The 14,258-nt window shown below is 64.2% G+C and carries 13 protein-coding genes and 1 pseudogene; 6 read left to right on the top strand and 8 right to left on the bottom strand.

What is annotated here, in order from left to right; translation table 11 throughout:
- The first annotated feature begins 483 nt into the window (after positions 1-483).
- From NKH83_RS09020 to NKH83_RS09010, 3 genes are read left to right on the top strand one after another with little or no spacing between them, the layout of a single operon-like run.
- A complete protein-coding gene (locus NKH83_RS09020) occupies positions 484-969 on the top strand; it encodes a (2Fe-2S)-binding protein (RefSeq protein WP_352475596.1) in 486 nt (161 codons plus the stop codon).
- Positions 966-1,949 carry an FAD binding domain-containing protein gene (locus NKH83_RS09015; protein ID WP_352475595.1) on the top strand — a complete coding sequence of 328 codons (984 nt, stop codon included), beginning with the start codon at positions 966-968 and terminating at the stop codon, positions 1,947-1,949. The genes NKH83_RS09020 and NKH83_RS09015 overlap by 4 nt, the downstream gene beginning before the upstream one ends.
- A complete protein-coding gene (locus NKH83_RS09010; RefSeq protein WP_352475594.1) occupies positions 1,946-4,267 on the top strand; it encodes a xanthine dehydrogenase family protein molybdopterin-binding subunit in 2,322 nt (773 codons plus the stop codon). Before NKH83_RS09015 ends, NKH83_RS09010 begins: the two co-directional genes overlap by 4 nt.
- A gap of 236 nt (positions 4,268-4,503) precedes the next feature.
- Here the strand turns inward: NKH83_RS09010 and NKH83_RS09005 are convergent, their stop codons facing one another.
- Positions 4,504-5,514: a zinc-dependent alcohol dehydrogenase family protein gene (locus NKH83_RS09005; protein ID WP_352475593.1), complete on the bottom strand. Its 1,011-nt coding sequence runs from the start codon at positions 5,512-5,514 to the stop codon at positions 4,504-4,506.
- 106 nt (positions 5,515-5,620) lie between these two features.
- On the opposite strand from NKH83_RS09005, the gene NKH83_RS09000 reads away from it, so the two are divergent.
- Complete coding sequence (locus NKH83_RS09000) at positions 5,621-6,550, top strand: LysR family transcriptional regulator (protein WP_352475592.1); 930 nt, start codon at positions 5,621-5,623, stop codon at positions 6,548-6,550.
- Positions 6,551-6,599: 49 nt separating this feature from the next.
- On the opposite strand, the gene NKH83_RS08995 is transcribed toward NKH83_RS09000, so the two are convergent.
- Both NKH83_RS08995 and NKH83_RS08990 read right to left on the bottom strand, forming a co-directional pair.
- Positions 6,600-7,364, bottom strand: a complete 765-nt coding sequence (locus tag NKH83_RS08995; RefSeq protein WP_254819707.1) for a slipin family protein — start codon at positions 7,362-7,364, stop codon at positions 6,600-6,602.
- On the bottom strand, positions 7,361-8,755 hold the full coding sequence (locus NKH83_RS08990; RefSeq protein ID WP_352475591.1) for an NfeD family protein: 1,395 nt from the start codon (positions 8,753-8,755) through the stop codon (positions 7,361-7,363). Before NKH83_RS08990 ends, NKH83_RS08995 begins: the two co-directional genes overlap by 4 nt.
- A gap of 85 nt (positions 8,756-8,840) precedes the next feature.
- Between NKH83_RS08990 and NKH83_RS08985 the strand changes: the two are divergent.
- Positions 8,841-8,965: pseudogene (locus tag NKH83_RS08985) on the top strand (HAD family hydrolase); the annotation flags it as partial.
- A 17-nt stretch (positions 8,966-8,982) separates the two neighbouring features.
- Here the strand turns inward: NKH83_RS08985 and NKH83_RS08980 are convergent.
- The 4 genes from NKH83_RS08980 to NKH83_RS08965 all read right to left on the bottom strand — a co-directional run bounded on the left by NKH83_RS08980 (position 8,983) and on the right by NKH83_RS08965 (position 12,339).
- Positions 8,983-9,537 carry an RES family NAD+ phosphorylase gene (locus NKH83_RS08980; RefSeq protein ID WP_352475590.1) on the bottom strand — a complete coding sequence of 185 codons (555 nt, stop codon included), beginning with the start codon at positions 9,535-9,537 and terminating at the stop codon, positions 8,983-8,985.
- Positions 9,538-9,885, bottom strand: a complete 348-nt coding sequence (locus NKH83_RS08975; RefSeq protein WP_352475589.1) for a hypothetical protein — start codon at positions 9,883-9,885, stop codon at positions 9,538-9,540.
- Positions 9,886-10,041: 156 nt separating this feature from the next.
- Complete coding sequence (locus NKH83_RS08970; RefSeq protein ID WP_352475588.1) at positions 10,042-10,806, bottom strand: pseudouridine synthase; 765 nt, start codon at positions 10,804-10,806, stop codon at positions 10,042-10,044.
- A gap of 93 nt (positions 10,807-10,899) precedes the next feature.
- Complete coding sequence (locus NKH83_RS08965) at positions 10,900-12,339, bottom strand: LuxR C-terminal-related transcriptional regulator (RefSeq protein ID WP_352803436.1); 1,440 nt, start codon at positions 12,337-12,339, stop codon at positions 10,900-10,902.
- Between the two features lie 132 nt (positions 12,340-12,471).
- Between NKH83_RS08965 and NKH83_RS08960 the strand changes: the two genes are divergently transcribed.
- Complete coding sequence (locus NKH83_RS08960) at positions 12,472-12,780, top strand: hypothetical protein (protein ID WP_352803432.1); 309 nt, start codon at positions 12,472-12,474, stop codon at positions 12,778-12,780.
- 405 nt (positions 12,781-13,185) lie between these two features.
- On the opposite strand, the gene NKH83_RS08955 is transcribed toward NKH83_RS08960, so the two are convergent.
- Entirely contained in the window at positions 13,186-13,830 is a 645-nt protein-coding gene (locus tag NKH83_RS08955; RefSeq protein ID WP_352803925.1) for a peroxiredoxin-like family protein, read from the bottom strand.
- Positions 13,831-14,258 lie beyond the last annotated feature (428 nt).

The raw sequence follows: 14,258 nt of genomic DNA, 5'->3' as shown, positions 1-14,258 counted from the left end.
TCATCTGTTCGGCCGATGCCGTGGGGCAAAAATGAGCCCAGGTTGAGCGCGATCCCCTCAGGATCATTGGACTGTCCTGCCCCTACAGACAGTCCAGAGAGCACCACCGGCTTGGGCCGGTGGTGCTTTTTTGTCTTCTGGCATGGCGGCTGCTGCCCACCCCCAATTTTCTCCAATTTCGATCAATTTCGATCCGGGGCTTGAACAGGGCGGAGCACGCTCCTAGGTAATAAACGGAGGCGCCTCCGATTTGTGGAGCGCCTTTATCATGTAATCACGGGATCGGGTATGTCACGTCTTTCGACCTCGCAAGCCGCGACCCTCCCGGAGGTCGCATCAAGTCAAGCGGCCCCCCGCTGCCCTGCCGGGCATCCCCCCGCAAGGGGAGATTAGCCTTCACCTAGCCATAAGCTGACCTTGCCGCACGCTGGCCGGGCGCCAGATCATCCCCTCCCGCGTCAAGCAATTGGAGCCAGACGCCCCATGACAAGCAAAACCCGAACTCCAATCCAACTTCAAATCAACGGACATCGACATGAGCTCGAGGCCGAGCCGCGCGTTACCCTGCTCGACGCCTTGCGCGATCATCTCGGCCTGACCGGCACCAAGAAGGGCTGCGACCAGGGCCAGTGCGGCGCCTGCACGGTCCATATCGACGGCCAGCGTGTGCTGGCCTGCCTGACTCTTGCCGCGCAGGCCGAAGGACGTGCCATCACCACCATCGAAGGGCTTGCCGGGGAGGATGGCGCGCTACATGCGGTGCAGGCCGCCTTCCTCGAACAGGATGCCTTCCAGTGCGGCTATTGCACGCCAGGCCAAATCATGTCGGCGGTCGCCTGCATTCGCGAAGGCCATGCCGGCTCCGATGAGGAGATCCGCGAATACATGGCCGGCAATCTCTGCCGCTGCGGCGCATATCCGCATATCGTCGCCGCCGTGCGCCAGGCAGCCGTGGAGGCCGCATCATGAGGGATTTTTCCTATCTGCGCGCCAATTCGGTCGATGCTGCGCGCCAAGCCTCGGCACAGCCGGGCGCCATGCTGCTTGCTGGCGGCACGACGCTTGTCGATCTCGCCAAATGCGGCGTTGCCGAACCCGAGACCGTGGTCGACATCACTCATCTCACCGGACTGGACACGATCGTGATCGATGACCGGGGCGCCGTGGTCGGGGCGCTGGCCAGGATGAGCACCGTGGCCGACCATGCCGGTATCAAGAGCCGGTTTCCTGCCGTTTCGGAAGCGCTGTGGCAGGCGGCATCGGCGCAGCTGCGCAACATGGCGACGATCGGCGGCAATTTGATGCAGCGTACACGCTGCCCCTATTTCCGCGATCCGTCGAATTTCCCCGCCTGCAACAAGCGCTCGCCCGGCAGCGGCTGCTCGGCGATCGGCGGCGTCACCCGCGGCCATGCCGTGCTCGGCACCAGCGAGGCCTGCATCGCCACCTATCCCGGCGACCTGGCGGTTGCACTCGTCGCTTTCGACGCAATCGTCCATCTCGGTGACCGCCAAATCGCCGTCGATAATCTTTTTCTGCTGCCGGGCAGCACGCCCGACAACGAACATGCGATCGAGCCGGGCGAGGTGATCACCGCGATCGGCATTCCCGCTTCGGCCGCCGCCCGCCGCTCGACCTATCTGAAAGTCCGCGACCGGCAATCCTATGAATTTGCCGCCGCAAGTGCCGCCGTCGGTGTTGAATTCGAGGCGGACGGCCGCACGATCCGCGACCTGCGCGTGGCGCTTGGCGGCGTCGCCACAAAACCGTGGCGGGCGCGTGCCGTGGAAGAGGCGCTGAAAGGCAAAGTGCTCGAGCCGGAGGTCGTCAGGCAAGCCAGCCTGCTCGCCGTCGAGGGCGCCGTCGACCATGGCGCCAACCACTACAAGATCCAACTGGCGCCGCGCGTCGTCGCCCGCGCCATCCTAAAAATGGGAGAAACGGCATGACCGTTCACGAGTTGAGAGCAAGACCCGGCGATGCCAAACACGGCGACGCTTCGGACGGTGCCGTCCTCGCCGATCAGGTCGGCGGCCGGCTGTCTCGCGTCGACGGCCCGGCCAAGATCACCGGTGCCGCCAAATATGCCGTCGAGCAGCGGCTCGACGGGCTTACCCATGCGGTGCTGGTCGAGAGCACCATTGCCGCCGGCCGGGTGCATTCGATCGACACGGCCGCTGCCGAAGCGTCGCCCGGCGTGCTGCTGGTGCTGACGCCTGACAATATCCTGCCGCTGAGAACCGCAACGGATTGGCTGGGCACGCCGCCGCCGGATGTCGCCTATTGCCCGCTGGCGCGCGACATCACCTTCAGCGGCCAGCATGTCGGGGCAGTCATCGCTGAGAGCTTTGAACAGGCGGTCGCGGCCGCGGCGCTGGTCAAGATCGCCTATGACGAGGCGCCGGCGATCGTCGACCTCAGCGATCCGAAGGCCGGCGACGGCATCCCGGTCGACGCCATGACCAAGGAATGGGGCGAGGCGGAGACAGCGTTCGCCTCGGCTCCGGTCAGGATCTGCAACGCTTACAACACGCCGCGCGAATACCAGGCGCCGATGGAGCCGCATGGCCTGATCGCAAAGTGGCAGGGCGACCAGCTGACGGTCTGGGAGCCGAGTCAATGGGTCGACGGCATGGCGCGGACCTATGCCGAATGGTTTGGCGTGCCGTTCGAGAATGTGCGCCTTGTCTCGCCCTATATTGGCGGCGGCTTCGGGTCCAAGGCGTTCGCCTATGGCTACGGCGCGGTGGCGGCAGCGGCCGCGAAAATGCTGGGACGGCCGGTGAAGCTGGCGGTCACCAGGCCGCAGACCTTCACCGCCTATGGCGGACGGGCGGCGACGCGCCAGACGGTAGCGCTCGGCGCCGATCGCGACGGCAAAATCCAGTCGATCGTGCATCGCGGCGTCAACGAGACCTCTGTCGACGGCATGTGGGTCGAGCCGCTCGGCTCGGTCACCTCGGTCATGTACGCGACGCCGAATTTCTCGTCGCGGCAGAACGTCGTGCGGGTCAACACGGTGGTGCCGGGGGCATTGCGCGCGCCGGGCGAGAACCCGAGCGCTTTCGGCATCGAAAGCGCCATCGACGAGCTCGCCTATGAGGTCGGTATCGATCCGCTGGAAATCCGGCTTAGGAACTATGCCGAGCAGGACCCGCATGCCAAGAAGCCGTGGTCGACACGGCAGCTGCGTGAGGCCTTCGCCGCCGGCGCCGAAGCCTTTGGCTGGTCGAAGCGTAGCCCCGAGCCGCGTTCGATGCGCGACGGCAACCAGCTGATCGGCTGGGGTGTCGCGGCAGGCACCTACCCGGTGCGGCGCGCCTATGGCGAAGCGGTCGTGCGCATTCTCGCCGACGGTTCGGTCGAGGTCGAAAGCTCATCGATCGACATGGGGCAGGGCACCTACACGATCCTGGCGCAGACCGCCGCCGAGGTGGTGGGCGTGCCGGCGAAAAACGTCGTCGTCAAGCTTGGCGATTCCCGCTATGCCCGTGCCGGCGTCACCGGCGGTTCGCGGCTGGCTGGGGTGATGACCGGCGCCGTCCACAAGGCGGCGAGTGCCGCGCTCGACCAACTGATCGGGCTCGCCATCAGCGATCCGGCTTCGCCGTTCCATGCACTGCAGGCCAACACGCTCGTCGTCGCCAATGGCCGCATCGTTTCGCCGCGCGGCAACGGCCCTGAAGTTTCCATCGCCGAACTGCTCAGGAGCGTCGGGCGCGAGCATATCGAGGCGAAGGGCGACACCATGCCGGCCAATTCGACGGCCGAGGAGCGCTACAAGAACTACACCACCATCGCCATGGCGCTGCCACACACCGAGGGCGACTACTCCAGGTATAGCTGGTGCGCGCATTTCATCGAGGTGCGCGTCGACGAGGATTTCGGCACGGTCAGGGTGTCGCGCGTGGTGTCGGCGCTGGATTCGGGCCGGCTCTACAATCCCAAGCTCGCCGAAAGCCAGTGGAAGGGCGGCATCATCATGGGCATCGGCCAGGCCCTGCTGGAGGAAGGCATCGTCGACCGCCGGCATGGGCGCATCGTCAACAACAATCTCGCCGACTATCTCATCGCCACGAATGCCGACATTCCCGATATCGAGGTGATCTCGGTCGGCATTCCCGATCCGCATTCCTCGGTGCTTGGCGGCAAGGGGGTCGGCGAACTGGGCATTGTCGGCGTGGCGCCGGCGATCGCCAACGCGGTGTTCCACGCCACCGGGAAAAGGGTGCGGGACCTGCCGATCACGCTGGAGAAGCTGATTTAGGGGCAGACGGCGAAGGTGCCGATCTCCCCCCTCGTGGGGGAGATGGCCGGCAGAGGCAGAGGGGGGCGCTGTCCCGCCGACCTCTTCCATCGCAGTTCACATAACTGCCCAAATTTCTCAGCTCATCATAGGTCGACCGGAATGCCGGCGATCCTTCGCGCCCCCCTCTGTCCTGCCGGACATCTCCCCCACGAGGGGGGAGATCGGCAGCTTCAGCGACGGCGCCTTCTCCAGGCTCACCACGACAGGCTGAACGCAAGCTTGCCGAAATGGCGGCCGCCAGCTGCCATATGGGCGTAGGCCTCGGTCGCCTGGTGCTGGCTGTAGACCGTGTCGATGACCGGATCGATATGGGCGGCGCCGATGGCGCGCGCCGCGTCGCGCAGGTCGGATACCGAACCGGTGTTGTTGCCCACCACCTTGAGTGCCTTGATGATGATAGGCAGCAGGTTCGTGGTGGCCTCGGCGCCGGTGACGAAGCCGATGGCGAACACCGTGCCGCCCGGCGCCGCGGCATTGATGGAGCGGGCGAAGGTGGCAGAGCCGCCGGTTTCGACGATCAGATCGGCGCCGAGGCCGTCGGTCAACTCGAGCACCTTGGCGTCCCAGTCCGGCGTCTCACGATAATTGATGAGGTGATCAGCACCCAAAGCCTTGGCGCGGGCCAGCTTTTCGTCCGACGACGAGGTGATGATGACCGTCGCGCCGGCTGCCTTGGCCAACTGCAGGGTCAGGATCGAGACACCGCCGGTACCGAGCAGGACGACGACCGACCCCGGCCCGGCATCGGCGACGCGAAGCGCATTCCACGCGGTGGTGCCGGCGATCGGCAGCGTCGCTGCCGCTTCGAAGGAAAGATGCGCCGGCATCGGCACGACGGCATTGGCCGGCAGCGCGACATACTCGGCGAGCGAGCCGGGCAGCGTCAGGCCGCGCATCTCTCTGGTCTCGTAAGGCCGAGGACGGCCGCCGATCCAGCGCGGTTTTGCGTGGGCGATGACGCGGTCGTTGATGGCGACCCTCGACACGCCCTCGCCGGTGCCGACGATCTCGCCGGCGCCGTCGACGACGGGAATGAGCGGAAAGCTCGGACCTGGATAGTTGCCGCTCGCTACCGCGACATCGACAAAATTGAGGCTTGCGGCGCGCAGGCGGATCAGCACTTCGCCGCGCTGCGGTTCAGGCGTGGGAACGGTGGTCGCGCGAAACGCGTCCAGTCTCGGGGCAGTCAGTTCGATCACTTTCATGTCTCACTCCGGGTTGATGGCCGATTGACGGGCCGGGATTGAGTGAAACTAGCTGCTGCGCTATTGGTATATAATCCTTGGCTTTTACATTTGAGCCCTGCGCCTGATGCAGCAATCGTACGAACCGGCAGCATTGGCCGAAATGGCCGCCTTCGCGGCAATCGCCGAAGCACGCTCGTTTACCAAGGCGGCGGCTCGCATCGGCCGCGACGCGACGATCCTGTCGCGGCGCCTTGCCTCGCTGGAAGAGCGGTTGGGCGTGCGCCTGCTGCACCGGACGACGCGAAGCGTGTCGCTGACCGAGGCGGGTTCGGAATTTCTCGTCCGCGTCCGCGCCATCCTGGCCGCGGTCGACGAAGCCGAGGCTGCCGCGTCGGCGCATGCCGGCGGCGGGCCGCGCGGCGTGCTGCGGCTGGCGCTGCCCGGCTCGTTCGGGCGCATGTGGATCGCCCCGCTGCTGCCGCAGTTTCTCGCCGAATTTCCCGACGTTCGTATCGAGGCCGAGTTCTCCAACCGCTTCGCCGATCTCGTCGCCGAGAATTTCGATGTCGCCGTGCGTCTCGGCGCACTGGAGGATTCGCGGCTGGTGGCGCGCAAGGTCGCGACACGGCGGCGGCTGCTGTGCGCGGCGCCGTCCTACCTCGCCCGCCAGGGCACGCCGACCGAACCCGAAGCGCTGCTGGAACACAGCTGTCTCGGTTTCTCAGGCTTCCAGACCTTTCCAGCCTGGGAGATGACCGACAGTTCTGGCCGGCGCGTCAGTATCGAGGCCTCCGGCCCCCTGGTCACCGATGATGCCGAGGTGCTGGTCGAAGCCGCCGTGCAAGGCGTCGGGCTGATGATGAGCACGGATTGGCTGGTCGGACGCGAGCTCGCTGACGGCCGGCTGGTGCCAGTGCTGGAGGACTGGACGCTTGCCGATGAGGGCGCCGTCTACGTCGTCATGCCTTCGGCCAAAGGGCAAGCCGCCAAGACACGTGCCTTCGCCGACTGGATCGGCAAACGCTTTGCACCGGTCCCGCCGTGGCGGAGGTGAGGGTGCTGATCTCCCCCCTTGAGGACCCCTCGAGGGGGAGATTACGCGCTCAGCCGCCTCCACCACCCTGCTTGATGAAATGACCGAGCAGGTCCATCGGCACCGGAAACACGACCGTCGACGAGCGCTCACCGGCGATGTCATGAAGAGCCTCGAAATAGCGCAGCTGCATGGCCTGCGGTGTCTCGGCCAGCATCTTGCCGGCCTCGACGAGTTTTGCCGCCGCCTGCTGTTCGCCGTCGGCATTGATCACTTTGGCACGCCGCAGCCGTTCGGCCTCGGCCTGCTTGGCGATGGCGCGGACCATATTCTCGTTGAGGTCGACATGCTTGATCTCGACATCGGAGACCTTGATGCCCCAGGCATCGGTTCGCTGATCGAGGATCTCCTGGATGTCGCTGTTGAGCTTGTCACGTTCGGCCAGCATTTCATCGAGCTCATGCTTGCCGAGCACCGAGCGCAACGTGGTCTGTGCCAGCTGGTTGGTGGCGGTCATAAAGTCTTCGACCTGGATCACCGCCCGCTCAGCGTCGACGATACGAAAATACAGCACCGCGTTCACCTTCACGGAGACGTTGTCGCGCGAGATCACGTCCTGCGGCGGCACGTCCTGGACCACCACTCGCAGGTCGACCTTCACCATCTGCTGCACGAAGGGGATGAGGATGATAAGGCCGGGGCCCTTGACCCCGGTGAAGCGGCCGAGCGTGAAGACCACGCCGCGCTCATATTCCCGCAGGATGCGAATGGCCGCGGATAGGAACATGACCACGACGAGCGCTGCTGCCAGATAGGCCACATAACCGATGATCATTGCCTTGCTCCATCGCTTCTCGCATTGCGGCGCCGTATCGTCAGCACAAGATCCCTGACATCGGCCACCTCGACGCTGTCGCCCACTGCAAGCGGTTCGTCGGCTTTTGCCCGCCAGCGTTCGCCCCGGGCGAGCACGTGGCCCTCGCTGCCCTGCCAGTCGAGGACCTCCGCCGGCAGACCCTGCATGGCCTGTGCGCCAACACGCGGAACGTTCTTGCGGGCCGCCCACAGATAGCTGCCGGTCAACAGTGCCAGGCCGAGTGTCAGGACGGCGGCGGTGCCGATAACGGCCCACGACATCTCGAAGCCGGGCCCCTCGATCCTGAGCAGCATGGCTGCACCCAGCAGAAACGCAGCCACGCCTCCCAGCCCAAGGACCACAGTCGGGTTCAAGGCTTCGACGACCAGGAAGATGATGCCAAGCAGCATCAAGGCCAGGCCGGCATAGCTGATCGGCAGGAGATTGAGCGCATAGAGCCCGAGCAGCAGGCAAATCGTGCCGATCACGCCGGGGGCGACCGCGCCCGGGCTCGTGAACTCGAAGACGAGGCCATAGACGCCGACCAGCATCAGGATGACGGCGATGTTCGGGTCCGTGATGACGGCGAGAAGCCGGATGAGCCAGCCTGGCTCAAGCGTTTCAACCGGCAGCCCTTTCGTCGCCAATGCCTCTTTCTTGCCGGCGATCTCGACGGTCCGGCCGTCGGCCAGTTGAAGCAGCTCGGTGGTGTCGCGGGCGACGAAGTCGATGACATGCTGCTGCAGCGCCGCGCCGGCCGACAGGCTGGCCGCCTCGCGCACGGCCTTTTCACCCCATTCGGCATTGCGCCCGCGCAATTCAGCCAGGCTGCGGATCAGGGCAACGGCATCGTTCGTCGCCTTGGCGATCATCGCATCGCCCGCGGGTGCGTTCTTCTTGTCCTTGTCCGCCTCGGGGCCATCGTTCTTGCCGCCGTCCGGGAACGATGGCAGCGGCCCGCCCATCTCGATCGGCGTTGCCGCGCCCAGATTGGTGCCGGGCGCCATCGCCGCTACATGGGTGGCGTAGAGGATATAGGTTCCGGCGCTCGCCGCATGCCCGCCGGCGGGCGCGACATAGCCAATGACTGGAACCGGCGAGGCGAGAATGCCGGCGATCATCTCGCGCATGCTGGTGACCAGCCCGCCGGGCGTGTCCATCTGCAGGATGAGAGCCTCGACGTTTCGGTCCGCGGCCACCACCAGCGCTTCCTCGAGCTGCCTGGCACTCGCCGGACCGATGGCGCCGTCGATCTCGACGCGCAACGCAATTTTCTCCCGGCCATTCGCCTCTCCGGTTGCGGAAGAGGGACAAACGGCCGCAACAGCCACGAAAGCCGCGGCAAGCAAGACCGCACGCGCGAGTTTCACGCTCAAAGCTCCACACCTAGGATATGGGCTGGATTTTGCCGAAATCCATGACGCTTCGCGGCGGGTGACGCATCGCACGGTCCGGCTGGGCGTCGGCCTGCTCAGCGGCGGCTACGGCACCGAGAAGCTCCGCCAATCGGGCACGTTCCGCGGCTGTGCAGACCCAACGGCATGTTGCGCCATATAGACGAGGTCGGCGGCCGCACCTGACGGTGGCGGGGCCGCCGCTAAGTCCAGTCGATTTCCCCGTGATCGGTCCTTGTCGTTATCGCTCCGGCCGGCAGCCGATCACAAAACGCGACGACGTTCAGGCAGTCATATCGCGCGCTGGGCACGATCAGACCGTCATAATCGAGGAAATATGCGGCCTCGCCGATGTCTTGCGACCTCGGATATTCGGCGTGCTTTTCCTGATACGAAAGCTGGCCGTAGCGCGAGGTGTCGAGGCCAAGGGTCTGCAAGGCGGCCAGGTCGAGCAGTCTGAGCGTCCGGTCCAAAGAAAGATCGATCTCGAAGAGATTGTATCTGACACGTGAAGGGACCACTGGCTGACCCCGCGTCAGGTGGAATCTCATCTCGCTCAAGGCACCTTCGCGCTCTTGCGAGGTGTAGAGCACGTCGAATGTTCCATCGTCCCACCGGCCACCGGAGCTCGAGCACTGGATCGGGCTGCGGCCCTGGCGCACAACACGCCAAACCGTTCCGGAGTATTCGACCGGAACTATTGCCTCGATAGCGTCGATGAGCCGGCTATCGCGTCGTTTCCGCCCGGCGATCGCCAACTAGAGAAAGACCTCGTTCTCAAGCCGATCGATGACTTTGAGCACGTCGAGAGCACGGTCGTCGTGAATGAGATCTATCGCCCTTTCACCGTTCAATTGCGGGTGGCGAGCGTAAAGCCAGGTGCGGATATCGCTTGGCTCGTAGAATTCCTGCAGTCGGCCGACGATATAGTGCAGATCCGATAAAATGAGCTCGCTGCGTGGCTGGGGCTTGATGTCGCCGGCCTTCCACCTCGAAACCGTGGCCTTGGACACGTCGGTGATGTTTGCAATATCGGTTCCCTTGAGACCGCCAAACGTGCCCAATTCGTCCAGGAATCTGGGAACCGTCCGCAACGCCGTAGCCATATTTTCTCTCCGGCTTCCAAGCCAGCTTCGCCCATGCGTGTCAGCCTGACACTTTGACTGCATCGGCGCATTTCGGTTTCACAAATGGAAAATATGAAACGGAGATGCAAATGTCAATTGCCGCTTCGGTTCGACGGGTCTCCAGTGCCTGGTCGCTCAGGCCCGAAGCAGCGCCAGCTCTTCGGCGGTCAGATGGCGTACCTTGCCCTTGGCAAAGTCGCCGAGTTGCAGAGATCCGATCGCGATCCGGACCAGGCGCAGCACCTCGACGTTGTGGGCGGCGAGCAGCCGGCGGATATGGCGGTTGCGGCCCTCGTCGAGCACGATTTCCAGCCAGGCGGTGCTGGTGCCGCCGCGCAGCAGCTCGATCGAGCGGGCCGTCAGCAATTCGCCGTCGACTGTCGCGCCGGCGCGCAACCGCGCCAGGATGGCCTCGTCGGGCAGGGCGCCGATCTGCACGTGATAGGTCTTGGCGACATGCGAGGCGGGGTCGAGCAGGCGCTGCGCGAGGCGCGTGTCGTTGGTCATCAACAGCAGGCCTTCGCTGGCCTTGTCGAGGCGGCCGACGGGCGAGACGAAAGGCAGGTCGAGCCCGGCCAGGCAATCATAGACGGTGCCGCGGTCCTGCGGGTCGACACGGGTGGTGACCAGCCCACGCGGCTTGTTGAGCATCAGATAGACCTTGCGCTCGGCGGCGACGCGGCGGCCGTCGACCTCGATGCGGTCGCGGCCTGGATCGACGCGCATCGAGCCGTTGCGCACGATCTTGCCGGCGACCCGCACGCGGCCCTCGGCAACCAGAAGCTCGGCCTGCTTGCGCGAGCAAAGGCCAAGCTTCGACAACGCGCGACAGAGGCTGACGCCGGGAGGTTGGGTCCCGGGGGCAGGGCGCTGCCGGGCAATGATCGGTCGCGGCGACATGGCGTTGGTTCTCGTTACGCGTTTCCAGTATAACCGGCTGCCGACTGTGTCCACGCAAGGACTGGAATGTCGCCTCGGATGCATGCGGCCCTGTTAGATGAGCCTTGCCAGCCTTGCGGCGTCGCGTATAGCCAGCACGGCATCCGGATTGGTCACGGGATAGGCAGTGATGAAGCGTTCGACCGAAAATTCGGGGAATTCGGCTTTCAAACGGGCGGCAAACCTGGCCGCTTCGCCGGCCTCACCCGTGGCCGCATGCGCGAGCGCCAGAAACATCAGCACGTCCGGCGACTCCGGCGAACTCCGGCGGAGCGCTGCAATGGCTTGCCGGTGTCTGCCGGCGGCGAACAGAATGCGGCCCTGCATGCCGAAATACCAGGGCGGGGCCAGTGGGTTAAGCCGCATGGCACGCTCGATGAGCGGAATTGCCTCGGCCGGATCGCCAACGACAAGCGCCTTGCTGCCGGCAAGTAGCGGCAATATGCCGGCATGATTGAAGCCGTATTCGAGAGCGCGCCGGTGGGCGCGCTCCGCTCCTTCGAGATCGCCAAGGCATGCTCTGAGGTTGCCAAGGCACGCGTGGGCGCAACTGTCCGTCGGGTCGAGGCGCAGTGCGTTTTCGGCCGCCGTCCGCCAGTTCTCGATCGAGGTCAGCACGTCGTCGCCAAAGCCGTTGCAGGCCTCGATCGAATAGGCATAGGCGAGTTCGGCCCAGCAGTTGGCGAAAGTGGGGTCAAGCTCCAGCGCTCGTAAAAACAGACGGATCGCCGCCGCATTGCCGGCGCGGCTGAACGTCGTGTGCTGTTCCACGCCGAGCAGATAGCAATCATAGGCGCGCAGGCTGGCCGGCGGCTTGCGGCGAACCGCGTTGCGGCCGACGGTGGCGAGGGTTCCATAACTGCCGGCCAACACATTGATGATGCTTTCGGTCAGGCTGTCCTGCAGCTCGAAAATGTCCTCGACAGGCCGGTCGTAGCGCTCCCTCCACAGGTTGACGCCGTTACGAGCATCGGCAAGCTCTATCGTCAAGCGAACCCTCTGGTCGTCGGCGCGCAACCGGCCCGAAACTATATAGGTGACGCCGAGCGTCTTACCGTCCGCGGCAAAATCGGCCGGCTTGCTGCCCAGTGATTTCATCGTGTGAAAGGCTATGACAGGCAGGCCTGCGTAGCGCGCCAGGTCGATGGTGATGTCCGACGACAGGCCATCGGCAAAGCGGCGCCATCGCTCTTCGGAATTGAGGCATTCAATCGGGAATATGGCAAGCGTTGGCGGGGCTTCGGACAAAGGCAAAAGCGCTTCCTGCGACGCGCGCGGGATACCGCTAAAGTAGGTCGCGAGCCCGATCTTCGTCCGTACGCCGAGCTTTTCGTAGATACTCGCAAGGTGAGTGCGAACTGTGGTCGGGGCAATGAAAAGCGCCTTGCCGATTTCACGGTAAGTCATACCGGACGCGAATTTTTCCGCAACCGCGCGCTCGCGACCCGACAAGGCGTCGAGCGCCTGCGCTTTCGAAGCGTCGCTGAGCATCATGCTGGAACCCGGTCCCCAGCGGAAGAATACTACAAATGCAGGAGGTCGAATACTGCATCTGCCCGATGCCGCCGCTGACGCACAAACTGCAAGATCGCCCGCAGCAACAGCTGTAGTCAGGGGAGGGCTTCAATGCGTGTCGTTTCGGTCGTTATTGCATGCACGATTTTGAGTTTTTCGGCGGGTCTGTCGCCGTCGTTCGCAAGAGGATGCAGGCAGGTGCTGGAATCGGATGTGAAAATCACGAGCATGCGACTCTACGCCGACATTCTGGCCAATGCCGCTCGTAACGGCTGGGACTACACGCCTGAATCGATCGTCAGCGGCTCAAAGAGGCATTTCGAGGAGATGAAGCTCCAGTTGAACAATGCCGGCTATGAGATCGTGCCCGTCGGCGTCCGCCTGTATTGCAAACGGTCCGACAAGCTCGCCGCCCGCTAGCAACCAGCGATCCGCCCCTTTGCGGCGCAAGCTTTCGGCAATGTTGAGCAGAAGTCCGCGCCGGATCCATCTTGATCCGCTCAGCACCGTGGGCTGTCAACGCGGCCAGGACTCTTCCCGATGCTGCCGCCCGACACCGGGCGACACCTCAGGTAAACGCGCCGGGTACACACCCGGGCAGCAGACCATCCCAGTGCCCACCGGACGTCCTAACTCATGCGGGGGATTTTATGGGGCTCGAAGACGACCACGCGCCACTCCGCCTGGACCACGCGCTGTACCACTTGGACGGCACGCCAGCCGGCCGTTAGCCCTCCACGCCTGAGCATCTCGATGATGGTTGAATCCAAAATCACCACAGTTCGGTGCTCGTCGAGCGAGCTTTCAGCAGCCTGGTTCCGCAGCCTAAGTATGTGCAACTTCGGAAGCTGCCGACATCAATTCCTCGGGATTCGGCGCTCTGAAGGTGTTGAGGCCATCCTCCAGAACTTCAGTGAAGTTCCAGCGTACGATGCCCGCCCGGTCGATTAGGAACTGACCGACAAGCTGCGCCTGGCTGGAAGCCATCGCCTGCTGATCGACTTCCGTAATCTCATAACCTTCCTTCTTGTTAAGAAATTCATTCATTGCCATGACGTCCATAGGCTCGGGCAACTCGCCCGGGAGATGGAACGGTATCGCCATGACCGTTTCCATCCCGACCTCGCGCAAGCCGAAGGCACGGTGCGAGGCCCGCTCCGGGTCGGATGCAGCGAGAAGATCGGGTGCCGGGTGGTAACGGAAATAGAGCCGCGCCCGCTCGACTGGCGTATTGACCACCGCCAGGCATTCGACGCCTTGCTCACGCAGGGCCGGCTTAAGTTGCGCCATCGCCGCGACATGGCGCCGGCAGAACGGACAGTGCAGGCCTCGGAACAAACCGATCAACAACGGGCTACGGCCTCGAAAATCATCGAGCGCGATCTTGCCTTCGCGTGAGATCGCATTGAGCACAACATTCGGTGCCCGATCGCCCGGCTGCAGCGGGCGGTCAACACTACTCGTGGACATGGACAACCTCCTCGCCCGGGTCAGTCAGGGAAAGCAGCACACCCAGCGTTTCGGAGGCGATCAAGTTGCCGGGGGCGAAAGCTTCCTGTGCCAAGGCAATAGCTTTCGACCTCTGCCATATTGCCGAGGTCGAGATTACGCGTGTTGCAAGCTCATCATAACACGAAAAATTCATCTGCGGGTCGCCCGTTTCGCGAGCCGTCTCGAGCGCCGCGGAACAGTGGGTCGCCTCATCCGTGGGGGCGACCCAGCGGCGAAGTCGATTTATGCTCCAGATGGGCGTCCTTGGTCGACTTGAGCCCTTACGCTTTTTAGAGGCGCAGCGAATGGCGCGACTGCGCGCATTGCGTGGTCCACTTCATCGGACGCGGCGCAAGTCGGTAACCTTCCGAACAGAATCCTGGGAGGCGGCTCCAGGTTAGACGTTG

Origin of the sequence: Mesorhizobium sp. M0909 (assembly GCF_040319515.1) — a bacterium.
Lineage (GTDB): Bacteria > Pseudomonadota > Alphaproteobacteria > Rhizobiales > Rhizobiaceae > Mesorhizobium.
Note: the sequence above shows the minus strand (reverse complement) of the source record. Positions and strands in the feature narration are given on the sequence as shown.

Excerpts from the sequence above, each read along its gene's own strand:
- NKH83_RS09020 (WP_352475596.1), top strand. The coding sequence starts at position 484 with ATGACAAGCAAAACCCGAACTCCAATCCAACTTCAAATCAACGGACAT.
- NKH83_RS09015 (WP_352475595.1), top strand. The coding sequence starts at position 966 with ATGAGGGATTTTTCCTATCTGCGCGCCAATTCGGTCGATGCTGCGCGC.
- NKH83_RS09010 (WP_352475594.1), top strand. The coding sequence starts at position 1,946 with ATGACCGTTCACGAGTTGAGAGCAAGACCCGGCGATGCCAAACACGGC.
- NKH83_RS09005 (WP_352475593.1), bottom strand. The coding sequence starts at position 5,514 with ATGAAAGTGATCGAACTGACTGCCCCGAGACTGGACGCGTTTCGCGCG.
- NKH83_RS09000 (WP_352475592.1), top strand. The coding sequence starts at position 5,621 with ATGCAGCAATCGTACGAACCGGCAGCATTGGCCGAAATGGCCGCCTTC.
- NKH83_RS08995 (WP_254819707.1), bottom strand. The coding sequence starts at position 7,364 with ATGATCATCGGTTATGTGGCCTATCTGGCAGCAGCGCTCGTCGTGGTC.
- NKH83_RS08975 (WP_352475589.1), bottom strand. The coding sequence starts at position 9,885 with ATGGCTACGGCGTTGCGGACGGTTCCCAGATTCCTGGACGAATTGGGC.
- NKH83_RS08970 (WP_352475588.1), bottom strand. The coding sequence starts at position 10,806 with ATGTCGCCGCGACCGATCATTGCCCGGCAGCGCCCTGCCCCCGGGACC.
- NKH83_RS08965 (WP_352803436.1), bottom strand. The coding sequence starts at position 12,339 with ATGATGCTCAGCGACGCTTCGAAAGCGCAGGCGCTCGACGCCTTGTCG.
- NKH83_RS08960 (WP_352803432.1), top strand. The coding sequence starts at position 12,472 with ATGCGTGTCGTTTCGGTCGTTATTGCATGCACGATTTTGAGTTTTTCG.
- NKH83_RS08955 (WP_352803925.1), bottom strand. The coding sequence starts at position 13,830 with ATGTCCACGAGTAGTGTTGACCGCCCGCTGCAGCCGGGCGATCGGGCA.